This window comes from Devosia sp. P2_G7, assembly GCF_056403495.1.
Window position 1 is genome coordinate 39,410 of the sequence record NZ_JBFUFI010000012.1, and the last position, 21,968, is coordinate 61,377.

A 21,968-nucleotide genomic window follows, 5' to 3' on the forward strand; every position below is an offset into this window, starting at 1 on the left:
TTCAATGCTAACCTGAACGCTCTCTGCAATCCAGGGTATCGTGAGGAACGCCATCGCTGGTTGCGGCGCGTACCCTATCATGCGTGTGAGGTTGCAGCGGCCGGCGAGCATGCATTTTGACCTCACGGACTGCCAGCCGGCAAGGAGTCGGTACTGCTCTCGCCCGTGCTCTGCACCGTAGCAATAGCCGCTGTCTGCAGGCCTAAACTGTTCAGGGCTCATTCTCAGACTGGCGCGCGCGTAGGGTATTCGTCGATGCTAACGCTCTTATCTCAACGAACCGTCTGATTAACTCACGCACTGACACCGGTACCTGAGTTAGTGGTCCGATGGGCGTGTCTGATGGGCGAGCGGACGCGCGGGACAGAGCTCGCTTAAGTTCAAGAGCCAGTTCGGGCACAGTCGTGTGGTCCTCGGGGCAGTCCGGATACAATCTCAAAACGTCCAAAAGAGGCAATAGAAGATCACTGTTCTCGGATTGGCATGCGAACTCCGCCAATGACAGTGGTGATAAAAATACAAACTCCTCGTATCTTCTAATGGCACCGAGCTTCGACTGGTGCAGATCGGCATCCGTGATTGAGGTTACCTGTACTCTGGCTCCGCGCTTTCGTCCCACCTGTGGATACGACACTCGGATGTCGGTCTTCTCAAGTACGTCCTCAGCGAGTGGTGCTATTCTTGCGCGATGTACGTCCTCGTTTAGTATATCAAGTATGAGGTGCTCGAAGCGCCTTTCGGCGGGAACGGGAATGATCCTCGTCCTCGAAACCGGCTTGAACTGTGCCAGCACTCGCTCCAAAGAAAGCAGATCGCTCGCTAGGCGACGGGTCGCGTTGCGAACAAGGATGCCAATCCACTCGTCAGTGAGCTCGCGGTTTTCGAACGCAAACCCAATTCGCCAAAAACGTGCGCCGAGCATCTGATCCAGTCGAAGACTGACGGTTGACTGCGACTGTTCACTAAACCATGCCTTAATGGTCGTCTTTCCGCCAAGGGTAACGCCTGCCGCCACCTCTTGGTCTTCGATGGCGGCTTCCACACCCGTCATGATCTCCGCATGGGCAAACTGGATGGGTGACAGGTCGTTTTCCAGTTGTGACAGTAGGGTCGATACGGATGTTGCCCGCAGAGAGCGAAGTGGGCCGGGCGGATTTTCGGCGAGCTTTTGATAGGTTTCGTGGAGGAACGGGCCAAGCCGCTGATCGTGCAGCTGACTAGTGTCCCCTTTTTCGGGGATCCCGTTTTCGTTGAACGATTCCTCAAGCTCGAGCACTGCTTCGCGAATGTCTTTATGCAGGCTGGCGAGATTGTAGCCGTTCATATCTGGCCAACTGTCGGCCATCATGGGTCTCCTGCGAGTGTCTTCGGAGCGTCGAAGCGGCCCGTCGGGCAACTTCGCCTGATAGGTCACTATTTCTTCTCATTCTTGTTCTTGTCCGAAAGATCGACGCCGTAGGTCGCCTCGATCATCCTAATAATTTCGACCATGGAGCGGACTATACCCAATTCGTTTGCCCCAAATTTGTAGAAGCCAGTGATAAGAAGTTCTGGCGGCATATCTGACGTGACCGTCCACTTTTTGCGCTCCTGCCGATCCTCGTCGACGAAGGTTATCGGATATCGAAAGGCTCGTCCTTCGCCCTCCCATACGCCCCAAGGGCCATAGTTCTGTATGCTGTGATTGAAGCACGCCCCCCCAATAATGCGTTCCATCTCAATCACTAACTGCGCAATTGGCCCTAATGAACTGCGGAGATCTGAAACGTAATGCCATCTGGCAACACCGGCAGAAACCTCCTCCAGTTGCGAAGGATAACTGTCCGGGTGTTTTAGTTTCGCCTCGGTCCTAAGTTGTCGGACAAGATCGTTCGGGACCCCGTCTCGCGACTGCGAAAGCTCGCGACATGCATCTACTTCCGACTGCAGGCTCTCCAGGCGGTGCTCCCAGCTTGGGTCCAGCCATTCTGCGGCCTTGGCTTGTCTGATCAATCTTATGCGGTCGTCCTGCAATTCCGCAAAGTCGAAGTTGGTGTACGCGAGATAGGCTGCCGTTTCCTCGTCAATCGTAGACGCGATCATATCGAGATCGTCGGGCCACTCCTCGCGTGCCCTCTTCTTAATCGCCTTGAGTACCTTTTCCGGTATTGCCTCATTGTCACCCACGGTTGCCCCCTTGCCCGATAAGCCGATTGTCCGATCGGTGTCTGCCTAGAACTGGGTAACAAAAGTGCCGTGCTCGGGATAGCTGAGGCAGTACTACACTGAGAGATTAGACGGGAGTAGTCCTGAGCGGCGAACGGTCGTTCCGCTACGCATCAGAAGGAGCCAGAAAATGGCGAAGCCGGCAGAGCCTTACCAGTACATTGCAGTTGAGAGCTATGTTGCAACCAAAACTTCCGGCCTGCACGGCGCGGTCCACGTTCGTCCTGTCGCCGGTGGCCCCTTCCCGACCTCGCTCCGAGTAGAATGCGCGGAAAGCGCCGTTGCCAAGTTCCCGATAGGAACGAAGTTTCGGATGAAGGTTAAGTTGACTGACCGCGAGGGAAGGGGTGACTTCCTTTATTCCTACTATGGATGGAAGCTGAACCCGCTCCCGTAAGCGACGTGCCATCGCGCGGTCGACGTCATCGAACAGCGATGATGATCGCCTGAGCACGCGACCGCTGCGACGCCCGCAAATGGGGAAAGCAGTGGGGACACCTGATCGGTGCGCAACAAACGTTATGCAAAATCAATAGACTACAAGGAGTAGGTGGCGGAGAGAAAGGGATTCGAACCCTTGAGACGGTTCCCCGCCTACACACTTTCCAGGCGTGCGCCTTCGACCACTCGGCCATCTCTCCGCATGCAGCGGGCCGGGCGGGCCCGGGTCTGCGTGTCCGGGGCCTGAGCCTGCCGGAGCGGGCGCAATATACTCATCGACGTCGTGTCCGCAAGGCACATAACGTCGTCGGCGGCGCACTGCGATCGATTGCTGCGTGATGGCCGGTAGAGTTGTCTTGTCTGCGGCGCGGGCGGCGTGGCAAAAGGAGCGAAGCAGCCGGCGGGGCAATCGGGAACCGCTTGGCGCATGCGGACGCGACGAACCTCGATGCGGCTCTTTATCAGGCTTTTGGGCACCTGGCTCCTTGGTGTGGCGTTGATCCTCTTGATCATCGACGGCACGCGTTCGCTCGGCGCCAGCCAGCTGGTGTTCACCTCGCTGGCCGAGAACTGGACCTGGCTCAACGCCGACAGCCTTGCGACCGTGCGGGAGTTTCTTGCCGGCCGGTTCTTCGGCATGGTGCTCGAGCCGGTGTCCGAAGCGATCCTTGCGTTCCCGGGTTGGGCCGTGCTCGCCGTTCCGGGAGCGCTCCTGGCCTGGGCCGGGAGGTCGCGGAAGACGCGATTGTTTGTCCGGCACGACCAGATCTGAGGGCCGGCGACTTTGAACCTGCATGAGCGCGACGGGTACACCGCTTTCGTTACCGGGCTGCCCGCCGTGACGCTGCACGAGCAGTGGGAGGCGCTGGTCGCCAAGGTCGGCGGCAAGGTGTTCTGCCTGCTAGGCGACAGCTCGGGCGATTTGGTGTTCAAGGTCGGCGAGATCGCCTTCGACGGCCTGACCGACCTCGACGGCATCGCGCAGGCGGCCTATTTCGCCAAGCGCCAGTGGGTGCGGGTGACGCCCGGCGCACTCGAGCAGGAGCTGGCCGAGGGCTATATCCGTGAGTCGCACCGGCTGATCGCCAGCAAGCTGACGCGCAAGCTCAGGGCAGAGCTGGGAATTTGAGCGGACGTTGACGAAGTCGTTCAGGACTTCTTAACTGTCGACCATTGGGCCATGAGGGGGCGAGAATGGTTGCAGGATTGCTTTATGTCGTTGGACTGATTGCGGTGCTGGCTACGATCATCGTGGCGGGCTTCGGAGCGCCGGGCCTGATCCAGATGATCAACACCGCGCTCGATGCGCCCGGCTCCGACCTGCTCGGGACGCTTGTGGATGCTGCCCGGCTGCTGGAATGGGCGGTGCTGCCATTCGTCGGCGGACTGGCGCTGATGGGGCTGGGCCGCATCGTCATGCTGCTCGGCGCGATCAACCGGGCGCTGCGCGGCAACGCCTGATGCAAAGCGGGCGGCCCGACTGGAGCGTGATCAGGAAAAGTTGCAGACTTTTCCGGTTCGATCACGCGACCAGATCAAGGACCGCCCGCTCGAATGCCGTGATGACGCGAGGTCAGGCGCGCGGCTGCGGGACGATGCGCAGGTAGGGCTTCAGCGTCTTCCAGCCTTCCGGGTACTTTTCGCGCGCTGCCTCGTCGGTGACGGCGGTGACGATGATCACGTCCTCACCTGCCTTCCAGTTCACCGGGGTCGCGACCTGGTGCTTGGCGGTCAGCTGCAGGCTGTCGATGACGCGGAGAATCTCGTCGAAGTTGCGGCCGGTGGAGGCCGGGTACTCGATCTTGAGCTTCACCTTCTTGTCCGGCCCGATGACGAAGACGGAACGCACCGTCAGGGAATTGTCGGCATTGGGGTGGATCATGTCGTACTTGCGGGCGACCTCACCCTCGACATCCGAGATCAGCGGGAAGTTCAGCGTTGCGCCCTGCGTCTCGGCGATATCGGCGGCCCAGCCGGCGTGGTTCTCGAGCTTGTCGACCGACAGACCCAGCACCTTGACGCCGCGCTTGTCGAATTCGGGCTTCAGCTTGGCGGTGTAGCCGAGCTCGGTGGTGCAGACGGGCGTGAAATTCTTGGGGTGCGAAAACAGCACGGCCCAGCTGCCGTCGATGTAGTCGTGGAAGCGGATGCGACCTTCGGTGGTCTCCGCCTCGAAATCGGGGGCGGTATCGCCGATGAGAATTGCCATGATGAACTCCTTGGTGCGGATCGTCGCCGCTTCTGGCGCAGGCGCGTCGACGAATATCCGACGCAGCCCAGTCGATTACGACTGCGCCGCATGAAATCCTTTTGTGTTTTGGCGTCAAGGCTGGGTAACCGCTTCCGCAGCAGCGGGGCCAGCAGCAAAATCAGCGTGATAGGGCTAGATGAGCCCGCTGGCCAGGCTGCGCTCGAGCACCACGGCGAGCGCCATCGGCGGCGTCACGGCGAGGGCGAGCGCCAGGGGCTGGCTCACCCGCGCGACCCGGGCAATGAGGAAGATCACGACGATCAGCAGCAGCGCGACGCCGATGATCGCTGCACCTTGCTGTAGCGGCGGCAGCCAGCTGAACATGATCGTGCCTCCCACGCCTCATTGCGGGCATCCAGGCGAGACTGCGCGTCGAGGCATTGCCTCGGCGTTGCCCGGATCGGTCGGGTTTGATTAGGGTTTGAACGACCTCAGACGCCGCCTGCCGCGGTGCCGGCGGACGCCGCCGGGGCGGTCGCGGCGCCTTTCGGAGCCCCGTTGGTCCAGGTGACGTCGAGCCCGGTGAGCGGCACCACCGACAGCGACATCTTGCCCGAGCCCTGCTGCAACTCGCGCGCGTGGGCGAGGTAGATCAGCGAGTTGTTCTCGGCATCGTAGATTCGCGACACGCGCAGGCTCTTCCAGATCAGCGAACGGGACTGCTTGAAGATTTCCTCGCCGCCCTTGTTGGTGTTGATCTTGCCCACCGTGATCGGCCCAGCCGCGGTGCAGTCGACCGCCGAGTAGGACGGATCCTCGAACCAGTTGCCCTGCTGCAGCCGGTCAATCAGCGAGCGGTTGAAGTACGCGACGTGGCAGACGACACCCGTCACCTCGGGATCAGCCACCGCCTCGACGCTGATGTCGTTGCCGGTCCAGTCGACCCCGACGCTGCCGACATTGGTGCCGTTATTGTTGCCGCACGCTGCGAGCGCGCCGGTGAGGACGAGGGCGAGGCCGAGGGAGGCAAGGCGCTTGATCATGCTGCAGGTCCAGGGGTTCGAGTTGCGGACGGGCGTGATGTGGGAACCCTAGCAGCCCCGCGCAACTACTGGCGCTCCGATTGTTTCAGCCGCTTCTCGAGGAGCCGCACCAGCAATGACAGCGAGATGGTCATGGTGAGGTAGAGGAACGCCACGACGTTGTAGGTCTCGAAGAACTTGAAGCTGCCTGATGAGTAGACCTTGCCCAGCTGGGTGATGTCCTGCACGCCGAGCGCCGAGACCAGGGCGGAGTCCTTGATCATCGAGATGAAGTCGTTGCCGAGCGGTGGCAGGATGGTGCGCAGCGCCTGCGGCGCGACGATGTGGCGGAAGGTGTTCCAGCGGGAGAGGCCGAGTGCCTTGGCCGCCTCGATTTGCCCACGGTCCACCGCTTCGATGCCGGCGCGGAAGATCTCGGCGATGAAGGCCGAGTAGCACACCGTGAGCGCCACGATGGCGCGCCAGGTGAAATCGAAATTGCGGACGGTCAGCGGCTCGATCAGCTCGGCCTGCAGCAGCGGCGTCAGCACCCAGTTCGCAGCGACGACCATCGCCGGGGCGCCGACGAACGCGACATAGAACAGCGCCACGAGGATCGGCACGCCGCGGATGATCTCGACGTAGAAGGTGGCGATCTGCGTGAGCCACGGGTTGCCGGACGTTCGTGCGAGCGCTACCAGCAGCCCTAGGATGCCGGCGAGGCCGAAGGCGACGAAGGTCACCCACAGCGTCGTCACCACGCCCTTGGTCAGCACCGAGAAGATCTCGGCATAGCCCTCGTCGGCGACGATGGCCCAGAGGATGGTCAGCCCGAGCAGCGCGATGGCCAGCAGCCACCACGGGAACTCAGCAATGCGTTTGTTGGGGGATGCCGGCATGGAAAGGGGACGCGCCTGTGAATGCGCGTCCCGATGATCGGTTACGAGTTCTGCTGGCCGTACTCGAAGAACCACTTCTTGATCAGGGTATCGAGCGTGCCGTCGGCCTGCATCTGGTCGAGGGCTGCGTTGAACGGCGCCACCAGGTCGGAACCCGGCGTCAGGATGAAGCCGAGCGGCTCGGACTTGATCGGCTCGCCGACCTGCTTGAAGGCACCCGGATCGGCGCCGATGTAGCCGGCGGCGGCCGACTGGTCGGCGATCACGGCATCGACGTCACCGGATTTCAGCGCCTGCACCGAAGCGCCGAAGGTGTCGAACAGCTTCACCCGCGGATTGGCTTCGTCGCCATCGAGCACATCGTAGATGGCGGTGTAGAAGGCCGAGGTGCCGGCCTGTGCGCCGAACAGCAGGCTGGTGTCGTCCTTGAAGCTCTGGATGCCGGTGATGCGGGCTTCGTCACCGCGCACGAGGAAGTACTGCTCGACCGTGATGAAGGGCTTGGTAAAGTCGATCTGCTCCTCGCGCTCGGCATTGATGGTGATGCCGTCGGCGCCGATGTCGAACTGCGCGGTCCGCACCGCTTCGATCATCACGTCCCAGGCCGAGAGGTTCCACTCGACCTTGGCGTTGAGGCGCTTCGCCACCTCGTTGATCACGTCATATTCGAGCCCGATGCCGGCGCCCGATTTGTCGGCGAAGTTCAGCGGGTAATAGGCGTTCTCGGTCACCGCCTTGATGGTGCGGCCACCGAGATCGGGCAGGCCCTGGGCATGGACGGGTAGCGCGAGGCCGAGCGCCAGCAACGGCGCGGCAAGCAGGGTGATGAAGGATTTCATGAGGCGGCATTCTCCCACAATGGCTGTGGCCGGCCAATATTACCCCTGCCGGCATTGGCGGGACCATATCCGGCAGGCTCTTGCGGCCTCAACTGAATTTTCTGAAACAGGGTGCTGAAGGACGCCGGATATCAGGAATGCCCGTGCTTGGCGGCGGGGCCATGCGGATGATCGATGTGGCCGAGGTCTCGGCCCGGATCGATCCGGTCGCGCACCAACTGCTTGATCTGCTTGGCATCGGGGAAGCCGCCGTCGCGCTTGCGCTCCCAGATCAGCACACCGTCGAGATGGATCTCGAAGATGCCGCCGGTGCCGGGCACCAGCGTCACCTCGCCCATCTCGAGGCTGAAGGTCGAGAGCACTTCCTGCGCCATCCAGGCGGCGCGCAACAGCCAGTTGCATTGCGTGCAGTAGGTGATGGCGAGCTTCGGCTTGTCGGTCATATCTGCGGATCCGCCCAGGAGGAGAAGACGTTGGTGGGGAGCACGAGGACGTCATTCTCCTCGCCCTCGCGGCTGCGCAACGCCACCAGTTGAGCGGTGGTGGCGTTGACGCGCTGCGCCAGCAGCCGCGCGATCTGCAGCAGCCACGACGGGTGCGCCTCGAGCACGGTGAGTGCATCATTGATGACGTAGAGCTGCACGTCGGTGACGGCGCGCACCGTCGCCGAATGCGGCCGCTCCAGCAGCACGCTCATCTCACCGAAGATGGCGCCGGGCTGCTTGATGGTGGAGACGAACTTGCCGTCCCGCAGCACTTCGACCTCGCCTTCCTTCAGCACCATGATGCTGCCGCCGGCCTGTCCGCCCTGCACGATGAGTTCAGTGCCAGCGGGAAAGAAATCGAACTTCAGCCAGCTTTCCGTCTCTTGACCCGCCACCAATCCAACTCCTGCTATTCGAGTAGAGCGAAGATCTTGTCGAACATGTCCTGGTCCTCGCGGACCTTGGCTTGCTTGCGCATATCGACCAGCAACGCCGTGGTCTTGTGCAGCCGCGCCGCCAGGAGCTTCGCGATGTGCCGCGCCGCCGCGGGGTGAGCGTCGAGGAATGCATCGGCGTCGTCAGCGACGTGCACCTCCGCGCCGTTGCGCGTCCTGACGGTTGCCGAATGCGGCAAATCGAGCAGCGCCGACATGTCGCCGATCACCGAGCCGGGATCGCCGATCGCGGCGACAGTACTGCCGTTACGCAGCACCTCGAGATCGCCGGACTTCAGGATGTAGAGCTTGCCGGTGCGTGCTCCCTCGCTGACCAATACCGCCCGTGGTCCCAACACACTGACTGGCAGCGTCGCCGCTGCCACGAGAATCTGCTCCATCAACTCAACCTGCCCGTACACATGCGGGAATGGTAGCCGAGCTTTGCGACGATGCGAAGCGCACGATTTCGCTGGCCGCACCGGCGGGGCGCGCGTATGGGAGGCGCCGCGCCGGTCCTTACCGGCTGCAGCCCGAAACCTCCCGTCCCCGGTCACCTGCCGGGCGCGACATTGGAGAGACACAAATGGATACGTCCGTCCTCGGCCGCCCGGCCGAGATTCCACTCGATCCGGCCAGCGCCGTGCTCGATCGGGTGCCAAACCCGCACCCGGATATCGACTACCTGATCCGCTTCACCGTGCCGGAGTTCACCGCGCTCTGCCCGATCACCGGGCAGCCGGATTTCGCGCATCTGGTCATCGACTACGTCGCCGACCAGTGGATGATCGAGTCGAAATCGCTGAAGCTGTTCATGTTCTCGTACCGCAACCACGGCGCTTTCCACGAAGCAACGACGGTCGACATAGCGAAGCGCCTGGTCGACACGCTTGCGCCGCGGTGGCTGCGGATCGGCGGCTACTGGTATCCGCGCGGCGGCATTCCCATCGATGTGTTCTGGCAGACCGGCGCGGCACCGGCCAACCTGTGGTTGCCTGAGCAGGGCGTACCCGGCTATCGCGGTCGCGGCTAGTTCGACGCTTGAGCGGCGGCGCCGTTCCACTATGGTCGCGGAAATCGAAACCGGGGGACGAAGCGGGTGAGTCTTGACCTGAGCAGCGGGACGCGTCCCCGCTACCAGCTGCTCGATCTGCTGCGCGGCGTGGCGATCATCGCCATGGTCGTCTTCCACGTCGCCTGGGACCTCTACTATTTCGGCTACTCGAATGTGGACGTCACCACCGAACTCGGCTGGGTGATCTTCCAGAAGTCGATCGTCTCGAGCTTCCTGCTGTTGGTCGGGGCGGGCCTGGTGCTGGCGCATGGCAAGGCCATCCGCTGGAACAAGTTCTGGCGGCGCTTCGGCATCCTCGTTGCCTGTGCGCTGCTGGTCACGGCGGGCACCTACTGGATGTTCCCCGACTTCTTCGTGTTCTTCGGGGTGCTGCACGCGATCGCGCTCTTCTCGTTGATGGGGCTCGCGTTCCTCCGGCTGCCGCCGTGGCTTGTCGCGGCGATTGGCGTCGCGGTGATCGCCGCCAATTTCCTCTACAACGACCCGGTGTTTTCGAGCCGCGAGCTCGGCTGGATCGGGTTCTGGCCAACCTCGCCGCCGACCAGCGACGTGGTGCCGATCTTCCCGTGGTTCGGCGTCGTGCTGCTCGGTATGGCCGCCATGCGGCTGATCCTCGCCTCGCCGCTTGCCGAGGATCTGGGGCATTTCCACAGCAGCGAGCCTCTGGCCCGCGGGCTCGCCTTCATGGGGCGCTGGAGCCTGCCGATCTACGTGCTGCACCAGCCGCTGATCATCGCGGTATTCTTCGGGCTGGCGCAGTTGCAAGCGCCGGTGCTCTCGCCGCCGGTGCTCACAGAGGCGCAGGCGTTCGTGCAGAGCTGCACGCAGAGCTGCCTCGCCGCCGGTTCGGACGCGGCGCGCTGCGAGCGCTATTGCGCTTGCGCTGTCGAGCAGGTGGAAAAGGACAACCTGTGGGAAGCAGTTGCCGCGCCCAAGCCCAACGACGAACAGCTGGCGCAGTTCGCCGGCGTCACCAACCTCTGCACCGCGATGGCGGACAAAGCGCCCTAGTTCTGTTCCTTGTGGCCGCCGAAGCCGAGCCGCATCGCAGACAGCATCTTCTCGGCGAAGTTATGCTCCTGGCGCGAGCGGAAGCGGGTGAACAACGCGGCGGTCAGCACCTCGGCCGGTACGGCTTCCTCGATCGCTGCCTCGACCGTCCAACGGCCTTCGCCGGAATCCGCCACGTGGCCGGAGAAAGCCTCGAGCTTGGGGTCCTTCGCCAGCGCGATCGCCGATAGATCCAGCAGCCATGAGGTCACCACCGAACCGCGCCGCCAGACTTCGGCGATATCGGCGACGTTGAGCTCGAAGCGCTCGCCCGGCGGCAGCACCTCGGCATTCTTGCTTTCGAGGATGTTGAAGCCCTCGGCATAGGCCTGCATCATGCCGTACTCGATGCCGTTGTGGACCATCTTGACGAAGTGTCCGGCGCCGGCCGGCCCGGCATGGATGTAGCCCTGCTCGACACGGGGGTCGAAGCCACTACGGCCCGGCGTCTCCTCGATCTCGCCCTTGCCAGGCGCCAGCGCTGCAAAGATCGGATCGAGGTGGTCGACTGCCGCCTTCTCGCCGCCGATCATCAGGCAATAGCCGCGCTCCAGCCCCCACACGCCGCCCGAGGTGCCGACATCGACATAGCGAATGCCGGTCTTCTGCAGCTCGGCGGCGCGGCGGATGTCGTCCTTGTAGTAGGAGTTCCCGCCATCGATCAGGATGTCGCCCGGCGCGAGGCAGGAGGCGAGGTGGGCGATGGTACCCTCGGTGATCTTGCCGGCCGGCAGCATCACCCAGATGGCACGCGGGCTCTCGGTCAGCGAGGCGACCAGGGCTTCGAGCGTCTCGGCCGGACGTGCGCCGTCATTGCCGAGTGCAGCCCGCGTGGCCGCGTCGATATCGTAGACCGCGACGTCGTGCCCGGCGCGCATCAGCCGTTTGGCGATATTGCCGCCCATGCGGCCCAACCCGACAATACCGATCTGCATGATGCTCTCCACTGTAACGACCGACGCGGGGGGTGTTATACGCGACATCGAGAGAACGGGGGCAGCCCCGTCCGAGGAGGAACGACTATGCGGGTAGTGATTACCGGGGGCGCGGGAAACCTGGGCAGTAAGCTCAGGGAGCACCTGGAAACAGCGGACTGGGTGGAGGAAATCGTCGCCATCGACGTGAAGCCCTTCACTGCGGGCAAGAAGACCAGGGTGGTGGTCGCCGACCTTGCCGACCCGTACGACGAACGCTGGCGCAAGGAGGCGCAGGCCGCCGACGGCATCGTCCACTACGCCTCGGCCAACCCGGCGCCCACCTCGAGCTGGGCCGAGTCGGCCGCCTCGTTCGACATGACGGCGAACCTGCTCGAGCAGGCCGGCGGTGGCACCAAGCCCTGCCGCTTCGTCTTCGCGTCCTCCAACCACGCCATGGGCGGCTACAAGGACGCGCCGCTACCGGCCGACGGCAAGCTCAGGATGTCGACACCGCAGATCAGCGGCACGCGCTACCACGATAGCGAAGGCTACAAATGGGGCTCCGCCTACGGTGCCACCAAGGTGCTGGGCGAGCGCGTCTGCGTTGCCCGCGCCGCGGCGACCGAGGGCCGCATCACCGCGGTTTCGACCCGCATCGGCTGGTGCCAGCGCGGCGAGAACCTCGCGCGGACCCTGGCAGGCAGCGGCGGTGGCGATCGCGGCGAAACCGATGAAGTGATGATCAAGCGCAACGCGCTGTGGTACCGCAACATGTGGCTTTCCAACGGCGATCACCTCCGACTGATGGACGCGGCCCTCAGGGCCGATGCGAGCAAGTGGCCGGGTCCGGCAATCGTGGTTTCCGGCATGTCGAACAATACCGGCATGGCCTGGGAACTCGAGGAAGCCCGGGAGTGGATAGGCTACGAGCCGCAGGATGATGTGTGGGCCGACCTCAAGGCAGCCGGCATCGAGTAACGCCGAGTTGCGCCAAGTGACGCAGACAAGTATGCGGCAGCAATGGGCGGCGCGCTCAACGCGCCGCGATATGCAGAGGACAGCATGAGTTTCGCCGATATCTACGCCCGCGTGGTTGCCTGGATCGGAGCCGGCGCGATTCTGGCGCGCAGCTTCAACGAGCCCAAGCGCAATCCGATCTACGGCAACGCCCCGGACATCCCCGAGGCGCGGCCGCAATCCATCCCGACGCTGAAGATGCCGACGGCCCGCGGCTGGGCCGGCGACCACAAGCCGACCGCCGCAGCCGGGCTTAAGGTCAATGCGTTCGCCAAAGGCCTCAAGCACCCGCGCTGGATGCACGTGCTGCCCAATGGCGACGTGCTGGTAGCCGAGGCGCTGAGCACGCCGGGAGGCATCAAGACCCCGTTCGACTACGCGATCTTCACCACCATGCGCCGCGCCGCGGCGGTGGGTGAGAGCCCCAATCGGATCACGCTGCTGCGTGACGCCGATGGTGATGGCGTCGCCGAAGTGCGGCACACCCTGCTCGAGGGTCTCAACCAGCCCTTCGGCATGCAACTGATCGGCGAGACGCTCTATGTGGGGAACACCGACGGTGTCTATGCCTACCCCTTCAAGGTCGGCGACACCCGGATCACCGCGGCGGGCAAGAAGCTGATGGACACCAAGCCGGGCGGCCACTGGACCCGCAGCCTGCTCCCCAGCGCCGACCAGACCAAGCTCTATGTCGGTGTCGGATCGCAGAGCAATATCGGCGAAGCCGGCATGGCGGTCGAGGAAGGCCGCGCCTGCATCTACGAGCTCGACCTCACGACGGGCAAGAGCCGCATCTTCGCCGGCGGCCTTCGCAACCCGGTTGGCCTCGCGTTCGAGCCAACTACGGGCGAACTCTTCACCGTGGTCAACGAGCGCGACGGTATCGGCGATGAGACGCCGCCCGACTACCTGACCTCGGTCAAGGATGGTGGCTTCTATGGCTGGCCGTACTCGTACTGGGGCAAGATCGTCGACGATCGCGTGCCGCAGGATCCGGCCAAGGTCGCCTCCGCCATCGCCCCCGACTTCGCACTCGGTGGCCACACCGCCTCGCTCGGGCTCTGCTGGCTGCCCGAGGGGACGCTCCCCGGCTTCGGTAACGGCATGGCCATCGGCCAGCACGGCTCGTGGAACCGCTCGACGCTCTCGGGCTACAAGCTTGCCTTCGTACCCTTTGCCAACGGCAAGCCGACCGGCACGCCGCGCGAAATCCTCACCGGCTTCCTGTCGCCCGACGAGAAGGAGTCGTATGGCCGCCCGGTTGGCGTCGTCATCGGCCCGGACGGGGCAGTGCTGATGGCAGACGACGTGGGTGACGTGATCTGGCGCGTCAGCGCCGCGTGATCGAACGGCCGGCGTGGTTACCGCGCCGGCCGTTATCTCGCCGCCCTCGATGACGGCGGCATCACGCTCCCCGTCCTAAGGTCGCGACCGCGGAACTTGTGGGGGGCCACACCATGCGAATTTCTGCGCTCATGCTCCTGGCCGTTGCGGGCCTCGGGAGCGGCACAGCTGCAGCTGCCGACATGATTGTCGACGATCCTGAAGCCATCGCGGCAGCTGCCGGCTACGACTGGTCAGGCGCCTATGCCGGCATGTTCGTTGGCGCGGGCAGCGGGGACGTCACACTGACCGAGCCGGGCGGTCTGGTTGATCCGCTGGACCTCGCAGCGGGCGGCTGGCTGGCCGGCATCCGGGCCGGCGTCAACGCCGAGGCCGGCGTGCTGGTGCTGGGCGCCGAGGCCGATCTCGCGAAAACCTGGATCGGCGGCAGCGGCAGCGCCACCGATGGGCTCAATAGCCTCGACTACAGCTACGACCTCGACTGGCTCGGCACGGTGACCGGCCGGGTCGGCTACGCCGCCGACACGTTGCTGCTCTACGCCAAGGGTGGCCTTGCCGCGGGCGGGGTGCGCTCGACGCTTACCGCCACTGCGCCACTGCCGCCCGCGCCACCGATGTCGGCCGATGCGATCGCGACCGGCTGGACGGTGGGACTCGGGACCGAATTCGCCTTCAGCGAAAACGCCTCCGCCGGAATCGAGTACGATTTCGTCTCGCTCGGCAGCCAGTTCGACTACGCGCCCGTCAGTTCTGCCGATGCCCAGCAGGACCTCCATATCGTCAAGCTTGGCGTGAACTACGGCTTCTGATCAGGGACGGACGATCTGGCCGTCGCGGCGGCGGTCTTCAGCCATGTAGTAGGACTTGGCCGCCTTGTCGGGATCGAGCAGCGCCTGGGCTTTCTTGACGTCGATATCGATGCCGAGGCCCGGCTGCTCGTTGCCGTAGAGGTAGCCGCCTTCGAGCAGGGCATGGCCGGGAAACAGCTCGTATTCCTCCGGCTTGAAGTGGTTCTCTTCCTGGATGCCGAAGGCGGTGCTGGCGAGATCGACATGCATCGCCGCCATCTGGTTGACCGGGTCGTTGTCGCCGCCCTCCTGCCAGGCGGTTTGAACGCCGAACCATTCGCACAGTGTGGCGATCTTCCGCGCATTGGTGATGCCACCGCCCTTCGAGATGCGTACGCGCACGAAGTCGATCAGCCGCTCGGTGATCAGGGGCAGGTACTCATGCGGATTGATGAACAGCTCGCCCATCGCCTGCGGCGTGGCGCATTGCTGGCGCACCAGCCGGTACCACTGCACTTGCTCGGGCGAGAGCAGGTCCTCAAGGAAGTAGAGCCGGTAGGGCTCGAGTAGCTTGGCCAGTTGCACGGCGTTGTGCGGCGCGAGGTGCTCGTGCACGTCGTGGGTCAGCTTGGGGCCGAAGCCGAGCTTGTCGCGCAGGTGCGCGAACATCTCGGGGATCGCCTGGAGATAGGCGTCGTCGTCGAACGCCTTGTCCTGCGGCCAATGGTTCTTGGGCCCACGGGCATTGGCGCGATCGACGAAGCCGCCGCCGCCATAGTTGCCGAGTTGGCAGCGGATGACGGTGTAACCCTCTTCCCAGTAGCGGCGGACGTCGTCCTCGAGCTCGGTGATGGAGTTGCCTTGGGCGTGGGCATAGGCGGCGACGGCGCTACGCGTCTTGCCACCAAGCAGCTGGTAGACCGGCATGCCGGCTTCCTTGCCCTTGATGTCCCACAGGGCCATGTCGATGCCGGACTGCACGGTGTTGCCGATGGCGTCATTGCGCCAGTAGCTCTGGGTATAGATCGACTGCCAGATGTCCTCGATGCGGCTGACATCGCGCCCGATCAGCAACGGGGTGACTGTTTCGATCGCGGTCTGCACCACCTTGCACCGATAGTGGTCGCTGGCCGAGCCGATGCCGTAGAGGCCAGGCTGGTCGGTCAGGACCTTGACGAACAGCCAGGTGCCATCGGCCCGGGTGCGTATCGTCTCGATGCCGGTGATCTTGGTCATATGGGTCCCCCAGTATTTCCGAGCACGATCCAGTCGGCGGAATCGCAATCCCGCCGCATAGCCGCCCGCCGCCCTCTCGGCGATCCCTCGAATCCCTACCGTCGCATCGTGGCGCCGGCATGCACACCCCGACCTTTTGACGAATTTCACGCCTTCAATCGGGCAGACGAATGCGGCTATAGCTGCCAACTGGTATGGCAGGATTTGAGGAGGATCCCCGATTGAAGATTACTGACCTTAAGTGCGCGATCATTGCCTCTAGCCCGGTGCTCCGCATCACCACGGACGAGGGCATTACCGGTTGGAGCCAGATCGAGACGCCCAAGCCTTACGTGCAGCCGCAGGTGCTGCAACTGAAGGACTGGATCGTCGGCCAGGACCCGCGCGACGTGGAGCGCGTGATGCGCCGCATCCGCGTGCGCGGCGGTTTCAAGCCATTCGGCTCGGCGGTCAGCGCCATCGAACATGCCTTGTGGGATATCGCGGGCAAGGCGGCGAACTCGCCGGTCCATCGCCTCCTCGGCGGCAAGGTGCGCGACCAGGTCCGCACCTATCGCACGCTCTACCAGGCGGAAGTGCCCGGTAGCGCCGAGCACACGCCGGCGGGCTACAAGCGCTGGGCCGAGTACGGCAAGTCGCTGCAGGGCGAGTGGAATCTGTTCAAGCTGCCGACCGCGTTTCACTCGTCGATGGTCCGCGACTTCCCGAACTATTTCTACGGCGACGTGCAGCACGACGCGCCGTTCCCCTATCCCCATAAGGGCGTGATGACCAAGGAGGGCATGGACCACCTGGTTGCCTGCATCACCTCCGCCCGTGAGACGCTGGGCGCGGGGTACAACACCGCGGTCGACGCTGGCCCCGGCTTCATGCCGCTCGATGCGCTGCGCTTTGCCAAGGCCGTGGAGCACCTGCACCTGATGTGGGTCGAGGACAGCGTCACCGGCGACTACTCGCCCTACGTCAACCCCGACGTCTATCGCGACGTGACCCACCACACGACCACGCCGATCCATACCGGCGAGCAGATTTACCTCCGCCAGCACTACAAGCAGCTGATCGAAAGCCACGCGGTCAACGTCATCGGGCCCGATCCCTGCGACGTCGGCGGCATGGCCGAACTCAAGTGGGTGGCCGAGCATGCGGACCTGCACGGCATCGCCGTGGCGCCGCACGGCACCGCCAACGGCATTCTCGGCCTCGCGGCACTGGTTCAGATGTCGGCGACGCTGCCGGACAACTTCATCGCCTTCGAGTACCCGGCGCGCTTCGAGCCGTTCTGGTACGACATCACCGAGGGCTTCGACGGCTTTCCGGTGAAGGGCGGCATGATCGACGTGCCGGATCGCCCGGGCCTGGGCGTCAATTTGATCCCCAAGGAAGCCAAGAAGTACCTGACCGAGGGCGACGCCGACTTCTTCGACTGAGCGACAGCGATCGTGATCGGGTCCGGCGGGATGCTGCCGGATCTCTTCTGCCTGCGGGGAGCAGGTCATTGGGGAGTTCTGCCATGACGTCGACCAACCATGCCGCGTCGCAGCGCGTGCTCGACCAGTTGCGCCGCGAGTTCACCTTCCAGATCTCGGTGGATGTCGACAACATCCCACAGGGTCTGACCGTGGCTGGAGCGGCTCTCTCGGCCGGCATAACGCTGGTGGAGATGGGCACGCCGCTGCTTAAATGCGCCGGCGTCTACAATGTGGTGCCGGCGTTCCGGCAGGCATTTCCGGATGCCCTGCTGCTGGCGGACATGAAGACCATGGATGGGGGCGCCTTCGAGGCCCGCGCGGTGTATCGGGGTGGCGGCAATATCATCGATTTCCTGGCGCTGGCCGGGGAGGCCAGTGCCCGCGGCATCTGCGCCGTGCGCGACGAGTTCCGCGCGGCCGACCCGGCGCTGCCGCGGCTGGCTTTTGCCGATATCCTCGTGCCGCAGCAGGGGCCGGCTAACGTGGCCGTCGATGTGGCCCAACGCATGGTCGACGCCGGTGTAGACGGGGTAGGGCTTCACCTGCAGCTCGATGCCCGCCGTGCCGATCCGGCGCTGTTCGCCTCGGACTACCTGTCGGAGGTGGCGATCGCCGTGCACCGGGCGGTGGGTAGTGACGTGTCGGTGCAGGTCGTCGGCGGGCTCAGCATTGCCAGGTCAGTGGGGCTGGCGCGCGAGGGGTTACGGGCCTTCGTGATCAGCGGCAACATGGGCATCGACGATGCCGAGGGGCGCTACGGGCTGCCGGCGGCCGAGATGGAAGCGCTCATTGCCGAATTCATGCGGCAGGTACGGGCCCCGCAGGGCTGACCGTGCCCGAGCTACTGACGTGGGCGTGGCAGAGGGATCGGCGGAGCCGTCGCGGCCGAGCCGAACGACACGTTGCTGATGGCGTGACGACTGGTGCGGCCGCCCGTCGACGCGGTGAAGCCGACCAGCGCGCTCGGCGGCAAGGCGATGACGGCTTCGAGATACTGGATGCCGTCGATCGACACGGCCAGCCGTCCGTCGGCGCTGGTGATGACGACGTGCCGCGTGCTGTTGAGCAGCGCAGGGATCGTCGAGTTCATCGCGTCGAGCACGATAGCCCCTCCCTTAAGGTGCGCGATCCCGACGAAGTTGTCTGCCGGGTCGTTCTCGTTCCGGTGCGTGTCGAACACGACCGCGACGCCGCCGAGCGGGGCCCAGCCGAGCCCTTGGCCGGGGTTGCCGACCTCCGGGTTGGCGGTGCCGGGGATGATGGCGAAGGCCGCGCCGTCGGCACCTTCTCCCTGGTCGATCGTCAGGTCGAACGTGACCGTCAGTGCCGACGGATCGACCGCCGTCGGCCAGAATGATGCCCCCGCGACCTGCGGCGTAGTCGGCGTCAGGACGAGCTGATCGCCCTCGAGCGTTGCGCTGCCGCTCAGTGTCCACGCGCCCCCGATCGGGGACGGGATGCCGGTGCTCGGTGTTCCGGTGCCGGTGAAGGCGACGCGCGTTGCGGTCGATGCGCCGTCGCCGTTGAGCTCCCACGTGCCCGAGAAGCTACCGGCGGCGGCGGGCGCGAAGCGAACGCGCTGTGTGACCGAGGCGCCAGCCGCGATGCGGCTGCCTTCGGCCAGCGACGTCAGTGCGGTGAACGCGCCAGTCGGCGGCTTCGACCTGGTGATCGTGAGGTCGGTACCGCCAGTGTTGCTGACGGTGAACGATTGCTCGGCCCAGCCGCCGACGGGGGTATCGGGAGGCGTGATCGTGGTCGACGACACGGCGAGCTCGGCGGGGGAGCCGGCCGACCCGGTGAGGTCGACGGCAATCGTGCCGCCGCTGCTTTCTACGACGAGCTGATCGGCGAACAGTCCGTTCGCCGTTGGCGAGAAGCCGAGCGTCACCAGAACCTCCCCGCCGCTCGGAATCTCGGTACCGCGTTGCGGCAGGCCGCTCGCGTCGAACGGCGCGCCCGGCGGGGCCAGCGACGTGAGCTGCAGGGGTTGGGCGCCGGCGTTGGCCAGCATCACCGAGGCGGTGCGCGTCGCGCCTGTTGCGATGCCGCCGAAGCTGATCGCGGTCGGGTTGATCGTCAGCAGCGGGCTCGGCGACTGCCCGGCGCCGGACAGGGCGATGGTGGCGATACCTTGCGGCGTGTCGAGCGTGAGCGTTCCGGAGGCGTTGCCGACTGCGGCGGGCGTGAACGTGACCGGCAGCGTGAGCGTATCTCCCGGCGTCAGCGAGGTGCCGTAGGCGGGCGCCGGCGAGCCCGACGTGAACCCGGCTCCATCCATCGTTGCGTTCTCGATTGTCGTGGCTTGCTGTGCGGTGAAGGTCGCGTCCAGTGTCGCCGACTGGCCGACCGTCGTTGCCGGGAAGGTGAGCGGCGCGGCAGTGAGCACGGCGTTCACCGGACGGCCGAAGGCGAGCACATGCCCATCATAGGTTCCGACAAAGAGCTTGTTGTCCGACACTGCCGGCACGGAGAACTTTGTCGATCTGCCGATCGGGAAGCTCCGCCGCAGCTGCATCACGCCGTCGACGGGAACCGGGTCGTAGGCCCTGAGCTGCGCATCGTCAGTGATGTTGGGACGCCAGATGGTCCAGACCATCGCCGATCCCGACGCGTCGCCGTCGGACGTGACGACCGCGGAACCCGAGCCGAAGCCGAACCCGTCGCTCGAGCTTCCGACGAGGCTCAGAGTGGGCTTGCCGGCGCCATCGAGGCCGTACTTGTAGGCGTGCAGGAACCCGCTGCTGCCCGAACCTGTCGGACCAGGCGATGCCGTCGGGACATAGACGTAGCCGCCGTTGCCGCCCCACGGCGTCGGCTTGCCCCACACGCCGCCGTCGGGGCCGATCCGGTTGATGACCGCATCGCCTTCGGCGGAGCCCTGCTTGTAGCCGCCCAGGTTGCTGGCATCCATCAGGTAGAGGTAGCCCTCCTTGCCCACTTCGAGCAGGAGGCTCGGTGCGTCCGGGGTGCCGAAGTAGGCCGGCGGCAGCCCGATAGGCGCGCCGGAGCCGAGGTCGCCATCGAAGGTGTTGAGGTACCCGGCATCGTAAGGGATGAAGAAGTCGGCGACCGTGAGCGATCCATCCGGTTTCACGTTCAGCCGGACGACCGCCTCGCCGTACCCGGTCGCGGGTGGTTGCGCGCTGGTCGTGGGTGCCGTGAGCGTGGTGCCGTTGCCGGTGGCGAACACGATCGAGCCGGGCTTGTCGCTGACCAGCCCGCCGCCCGACTGCCAGATGCCCGCGCCTTCGCCGCCAGTCTCATGGGCGACGGCCGACCACAGCGTCGGCACCGCGCCCAGCGTCGAGATGCCGACCACCCAGCCCTGGAATGGCGGCGCGTCGCAGTAGCCGGCGAAGGCGGCGTAGACTACGCCGTCCATCAGCAGCAGGCCGGCGCGCTGGCCCTGGGTCGTCGGGTTGAACTGCGTGCCCGGCGCATTGGCCGCGGTGCCCACGATCGCTACGGGGAAGCCGTCACGCTCCGCTCCGGTCGCCACGTCGATGGCGTGTGCGTACCACGCGGCCGGTCCACTCGTGCCGCTGGCGTAGGTCTTGGCGAGGAAGTAGGCGGTGTTGGTGGCGGGATCGATCACCGGGGTGCCGGTGACGCCCACGTCCGGGACCAGGTCGGGGCAGCCGATGTCGATCGCCTTCCACGGGGCGTGGAGCTTGCGGGTCCACTTCTGTGAGCCGTCCCGCACGTCGAGCCCGTAGATGTCGTTGGTCTCTGTGACGATCAGCACCGTGCCATGGCTGACGAGCGGTTGGGCGTAGACCTGGCCGGTGACTTCGGCCGACCAGAGCTGGCCGAAATCGGCCGCCGATACCGCGGTCGGCCCGAGCCCGGGCTGATCGGCGTACCAGCCGGTGCGCAGCAGGTCGCCGCCATAGGTGAGCGCATCGGCGCTCGCGGGCATTGGCGCTGTGGCCATGACGCCCAGCGCCAGCAGCGCCGCCATCGTTGCGCGGAACGTCCGCATCACGGACCCGCTTCCTCTCGCTCAGTCGAGGCCCAGAGTACCGGACGGAAGCGAGGCGGTCACTCCCCTGGCAGTGGGGCAGCGCAAGGGCGCGCCGGGGCGTGCCGAAACGTCCGGCAGCCCGCGGGGCTCCGGAAGATGATGGGCGGGAACTGGCCGGCGAGGCATTGCCTCGAGCGGTTAGTCCGCAAGTAGTGGCGAAGCGCTGCCTCGCCGGCCGATCGGGGTTTTGGGCCTATGGCACGAGGGCTGGGGCGCATCCCCTGCCGCATCGCGAGAGCGATGGAGCGCCGGAGGGCGGCCGGAATGCCAGCGCCGCCCCACCCTTTGCCCCGGCCACCTTATGCCTGGCAGCCTTCACCCCGTGCAGCGCATGCATCTGCGCCACTTCGCGTTGCTAGCGGCTTGACCGGCGAACCGGCCCAGGCCGTCATGCTTTCCGCCTGGTGGAGAACGACTCCCCCACCACCCGACCCCTCCCCACGGACCGTTCGTCGCGACCCCGTCCCCGTGTGGAGAGATGCGGAGAGGGTAAGGGGCGTGGAAGACGCGGGGAGAAGATTTTTCGGGA

The 21,968-nt window shown here is 65.0% G+C and carries 24 protein-coding genes and 1 tRNA gene; 11 read left to right on the plus strand and 14 right to left on the minus strand.

Features of this window, described 5'->3' with window-relative positions; translation table 11 throughout:
• Positions 1-211: 211 nt before the first annotated feature.
• The gene (locus AC1DWU_RS18190) at positions 212-1,345 is read right to left on the minus strand and encodes a hypothetical protein (RefSeq protein ID WP_477151420.1); all 1,134 of its coding nucleotides are present in this window, start codon (positions 1,343-1,345) and stop codon (positions 212-214) included.
• A gap of 68 nt (positions 1,346-1,413) precedes the next feature.
• A complete protein-coding gene (locus AC1DWU_RS18195; protein WP_477151421.1) occupies positions 1,414-2,166 on the minus strand; it encodes a hypothetical protein in 753 nt (250 codons plus the stop codon).
• A 169-nt stretch (positions 2,167-2,335) separates the two neighbouring features.
• On the opposite strand from AC1DWU_RS18195, the gene AC1DWU_RS18200 reads away from it, so the two are divergent.
• Entirely contained in the window at positions 2,336-2,602 is a 267-nt protein-coding gene (locus AC1DWU_RS18200; protein WP_477151422.1) for a hypothetical protein, read from the plus strand.
• Positions 2,603-2,756: 154 nt separating this feature from the next.
• Here the strand turns inward: AC1DWU_RS18200 and AC1DWU_RS18205 are convergent.
• A tRNA-Ser gene (locus AC1DWU_RS18205) sits at positions 2,757-2,846 on the minus strand.
• A 248-nt stretch (positions 2,847-3,094) separates the two neighbouring features.
• Here AC1DWU_RS18205 and AC1DWU_RS18210 point away from each other — a divergent pair.
• The 3 genes from AC1DWU_RS18210 to AC1DWU_RS18220 all read left to right on the plus strand — a co-directional run bounded on the left by AC1DWU_RS18210 (position 3,095) and on the right by AC1DWU_RS18220 (position 4,107).
• Positions 3,095-3,418 (plus strand): hypothetical protein, encoded by a 324-nt coding sequence (locus tag AC1DWU_RS18210; protein WP_477151423.1) that lies wholly within the window; start codon positions 3,095-3,097, stop codon positions 3,416-3,418.
• A gap of 12 nt (positions 3,419-3,430) precedes the next feature.
• Entirely contained in the window at positions 3,431-3,775 is a 345-nt protein-coding gene (locus AC1DWU_RS18215) for an MmcQ/YjbR family DNA-binding protein (RefSeq protein ID WP_477151424.1), read from the plus strand.
• A 65-nt stretch (positions 3,776-3,840) separates the two neighbouring features.
• Complete coding sequence (locus tag AC1DWU_RS18220) at positions 3,841-4,107, plus strand: hypothetical protein (protein ID WP_477151425.1); 267 nt, start codon at positions 3,841-3,843, stop codon at positions 4,105-4,107.
• A gap of 112 nt (positions 4,108-4,219) precedes the next feature.
• Here AC1DWU_RS18220 and AC1DWU_RS18225 read toward each other — a convergent pair whose 3' ends face one another.
• The 8 genes from AC1DWU_RS18225 to AC1DWU_RS18260 all read right to left on the minus strand — a co-directional run bounded on the left by AC1DWU_RS18225 (position 4,220) and on the right by AC1DWU_RS18260 (position 8,917).
• Positions 4,220-4,855, minus strand: a complete 636-nt coding sequence (locus AC1DWU_RS18225; RefSeq protein ID WP_477151426.1) for a peroxiredoxin — start codon at positions 4,853-4,855, stop codon at positions 4,220-4,222.
• 174 nt (positions 4,856-5,029) lie between these two features.
• On the minus strand, positions 5,030-5,221 hold the full coding sequence (locus AC1DWU_RS18230; protein WP_477151427.1) for a hypothetical protein: 192 nt from the start codon (positions 5,219-5,221) through the stop codon (positions 5,030-5,032).
• A 107-nt stretch (positions 5,222-5,328) separates the two neighbouring features.
• Complete coding sequence (locus AC1DWU_RS18235; RefSeq protein ID WP_477151428.1) at positions 5,329-5,880, minus strand: CreA family protein; 552 nt, start codon at positions 5,878-5,880, stop codon at positions 5,329-5,331.
• A gap of 65 nt (positions 5,881-5,945) precedes the next feature.
• Positions 5,946-6,758, minus strand: a complete 813-nt coding sequence (locus tag AC1DWU_RS18240) for an amino acid ABC transporter permease (protein ID WP_477151429.1) — start codon at positions 6,756-6,758, stop codon at positions 5,946-5,948.
• 41 nt (positions 6,759-6,799) lie between these two features.
• On the minus strand, positions 6,800-7,597 hold the full coding sequence (locus AC1DWU_RS18245; RefSeq protein WP_477151430.1) for a substrate-binding periplasmic protein: 798 nt from the start codon (positions 7,595-7,597) through the stop codon (positions 6,800-6,802).
• A gap of 131 nt (positions 7,598-7,728) precedes the next feature.
• Positions 7,729-8,040, minus strand: coding sequence for an Rdx family protein (locus tag AC1DWU_RS18250; RefSeq protein WP_477151431.1), 312 nt, complete (start codon positions 8,038-8,040; stop codon positions 7,729-7,731).
• Entirely contained in the window at positions 8,037-8,477 is a 441-nt protein-coding gene (locus AC1DWU_RS18255; protein ID WP_477151432.1) for a Crp/Fnr family transcriptional regulator, read from the minus strand. Before AC1DWU_RS18255 ends, AC1DWU_RS18250 begins: the two co-directional genes overlap by 4 nt.
• 14 nt (positions 8,478-8,491) lie before the next feature.
• Positions 8,492-8,917, minus strand: a complete 426-nt coding sequence (locus tag AC1DWU_RS18260; protein ID WP_477151433.1) for a cyclic nucleotide-binding domain-containing protein — start codon at positions 8,915-8,917, stop codon at positions 8,492-8,494.
• A gap of 185 nt (positions 8,918-9,102) precedes the next feature.
• On the opposite strand from AC1DWU_RS18260, the gene queF reads away from it, so the two are divergent.
• Positions 9,103-9,549, plus strand: a complete 447-nt coding sequence (gene queF, locus AC1DWU_RS18265; protein ID WP_477151434.1) for a preQ(1) synthase — start codon at positions 9,103-9,105, stop codon at positions 9,547-9,549.
• A gap of 66 nt (positions 9,550-9,615) precedes the next feature.
• Complete coding sequence (locus tag AC1DWU_RS18270; RefSeq protein WP_477151435.1) at positions 9,616-10,602, plus strand: acetyltransferase domain-containing protein; 987 nt, start codon at positions 9,616-9,618, stop codon at positions 10,600-10,602.
• Here the strand turns inward: AC1DWU_RS18270 and gnd are convergent.
• Positions 10,599-11,576 carry a phosphogluconate dehydrogenase (NAD(+)-dependent, decarboxylating) gene (gene gnd, locus AC1DWU_RS18275; protein ID WP_477151436.1) on the minus strand — a complete coding sequence of 326 codons (978 nt, stop codon included), beginning with the start codon at positions 11,574-11,576 and terminating at the stop codon, positions 10,599-10,601. The two genes, AC1DWU_RS18270 and gnd, sit on opposite strands and share 4 nt — an antisense overlap.
• 87 nt (positions 11,577-11,663) lie before the next feature.
• Here gnd and AC1DWU_RS18280 point away from each other — a divergent pair, with 87 nt between their 5' ends.
• The 3 genes from AC1DWU_RS18280 (at position 11,664) to AC1DWU_RS18290 (ending at position 14,728) form a co-directional block, all read left to right on the plus strand.
• Entirely contained in the window at positions 11,664-12,536 is an 873-nt protein-coding gene (locus AC1DWU_RS18280) for an NAD-dependent epimerase/dehydratase family protein (protein WP_477151437.1), read from the plus strand.
• A gap of 84 nt (positions 12,537-12,620) precedes the next feature.
• The gene (locus AC1DWU_RS18285) at positions 12,621-13,919 is read left to right on the plus strand and encodes a PQQ-dependent sugar dehydrogenase (protein WP_477151438.1); all 1,299 of its coding nucleotides are present in this window, start codon (positions 12,621-12,623) and stop codon (positions 13,917-13,919) included.
• 113 nt (positions 13,920-14,032) lie between these two features.
• Positions 14,033-14,728 (plus strand): outer membrane protein, encoded by a 696-nt coding sequence (locus AC1DWU_RS18290; RefSeq protein WP_477151439.1) that lies wholly within the window; start codon positions 14,033-14,035, stop codon positions 14,726-14,728.
• Here AC1DWU_RS18290 and AC1DWU_RS18295 read toward each other — a convergent pair whose 3' ends face one another.
• Positions 14,729-15,943 (minus strand): enolase C-terminal domain-like protein, encoded by a 1,215-nt coding sequence (locus AC1DWU_RS18295; protein ID WP_477151440.1) that lies wholly within the window; start codon positions 15,941-15,943, stop codon positions 14,729-14,731.
• A gap of 221 nt (positions 15,944-16,164) precedes the next feature.
• On the opposite strand from AC1DWU_RS18295, the gene AC1DWU_RS18300 reads away from it, so the two are divergent.
• Together AC1DWU_RS18300 and AC1DWU_RS18305 are read left to right on the plus strand one after the other, a co-directional pair.
• The gene (locus AC1DWU_RS18300; protein WP_477151441.1) at positions 16,165-17,370 is read left to right on the plus strand and encodes a mandelate racemase/muconate lactonizing enzyme family protein; all 1,206 of its coding nucleotides are present in this window, start codon (positions 16,165-16,167) and stop codon (positions 17,368-17,370) included.
• An 83-nt stretch (positions 17,371-17,453) separates the two neighbouring features.
• A complete protein-coding gene (locus AC1DWU_RS18305) occupies positions 17,454-18,242 on the plus strand; it encodes an orotidine 5'-phosphate decarboxylase / HUMPS family protein (protein ID WP_477151442.1) in 789 nt (262 codons plus the stop codon).
• Between the two features lie 11 nt (positions 18,243-18,253).
• Here AC1DWU_RS18305 and AC1DWU_RS18310 read toward each other — a convergent pair whose 3' ends face one another.
• Complete coding sequence (locus AC1DWU_RS18310) at positions 18,254-21,397, minus strand: choice-of-anchor D domain-containing protein (protein ID WP_477151443.1); 3,144 nt, start codon at positions 21,395-21,397, stop codon at positions 18,254-18,256.
• Positions 21,398-21,968 lie beyond the last annotated feature (571 nt).

Excerpts from the sequence above, each read along its gene's own strand:
- AC1DWU_RS18190 (WP_477151420.1), bottom strand. The coding sequence starts at position 1,345 with ATGGCCGACAGTTGGCCAGATATGAACGGCTACAATCTCGCCAGCCTG.
- AC1DWU_RS18200 (WP_477151422.1), top strand. The coding sequence starts at position 2,336 with ATGGCGAAGCCGGCAGAGCCTTACCAGTACATTGCAGTTGAGAGCTAT.
- AC1DWU_RS18210 (WP_477151423.1), top strand. The coding sequence starts at position 3,095 with ATGCGGCTCTTTATCAGGCTTTTGGGCACCTGGCTCCTTGGTGTGGCG.
- AC1DWU_RS18220 (WP_477151425.1), top strand. The coding sequence starts at position 3,841 with ATGGTTGCAGGATTGCTTTATGTCGTTGGACTGATTGCGGTGCTGGCT.
- AC1DWU_RS18225 (WP_477151426.1), bottom strand. The coding sequence starts at position 4,855 with ATGGCAATTCTCATCGGCGATACCGCCCCCGATTTCGAGGCGGAGACC.
- AC1DWU_RS18230 (WP_477151427.1), bottom strand. The coding sequence starts at position 5,221 with ATGTTCAGCTGGCTGCCGCCGCTACAGCAAGGTGCAGCGATCATCGGC.
- AC1DWU_RS18235 (WP_477151428.1), bottom strand. The coding sequence starts at position 5,880 with ATGATCAAGCGCCTTGCCTCCCTCGGCCTCGCCCTCGTCCTCACCGGC.
- AC1DWU_RS18240 (WP_477151429.1), bottom strand. The coding sequence starts at position 6,758 with ATGCCGGCATCCCCCAACAAACGCATTGCTGAGTTCCCGTGGTGGCTG.
- AC1DWU_RS18245 (WP_477151430.1), bottom strand. The coding sequence starts at position 7,597 with ATGAAATCCTTCATCACCCTGCTTGCCGCGCCGTTGCTGGCGCTCGGC.
- AC1DWU_RS18250 (WP_477151431.1), bottom strand. The coding sequence starts at position 8,040 with ATGACCGACAAGCCGAAGCTCGCCATCACCTACTGCACGCAATGCAAC.
- AC1DWU_RS18260 (WP_477151433.1), bottom strand. The coding sequence starts at position 8,917 with ATGGAGCAGATTCTCGTGGCAGCGGCGACGCTGCCAGTCAGTGTGTTG.
- queF (WP_477151434.1), top strand. The coding sequence starts at position 9,103 with ATGGATACGTCCGTCCTCGGCCGCCCGGCCGAGATTCCACTCGATCCG.
- gnd (WP_477151436.1), bottom strand. The coding sequence starts at position 11,576 with ATGCAGATCGGTATTGTCGGGTTGGGCCGCATGGGCGGCAATATCGCC.
- AC1DWU_RS18280 (WP_477151437.1), top strand. The coding sequence starts at position 11,664 with ATGCGGGTAGTGATTACCGGGGGCGCGGGAAACCTGGGCAGTAAGCTC.
- AC1DWU_RS18285 (WP_477151438.1), top strand. The coding sequence starts at position 12,621 with ATGAGTTTCGCCGATATCTACGCCCGCGTGGTTGCCTGGATCGGAGCC.
- AC1DWU_RS18290 (WP_477151439.1), top strand. The coding sequence starts at position 14,033 with ATGCGAATTTCTGCGCTCATGCTCCTGGCCGTTGCGGGCCTCGGGAGC.
- AC1DWU_RS18295 (WP_477151440.1), bottom strand. The coding sequence starts at position 15,943 with ATGACCAAGATCACCGGCATCGAGACGATACGCACCCGGGCCGATGGC.
- AC1DWU_RS18305 (WP_477151442.1), top strand. The coding sequence starts at position 17,454 with ATGACGTCGACCAACCATGCCGCGTCGCAGCGCGTGCTCGACCAGTTG.
- AC1DWU_RS18310 (WP_477151443.1), bottom strand. The coding sequence starts at position 21,397 with ATGCGGACGTTCCGCGCAACGATGGCGGCGCTGCTGGCGCTGGGCGTC.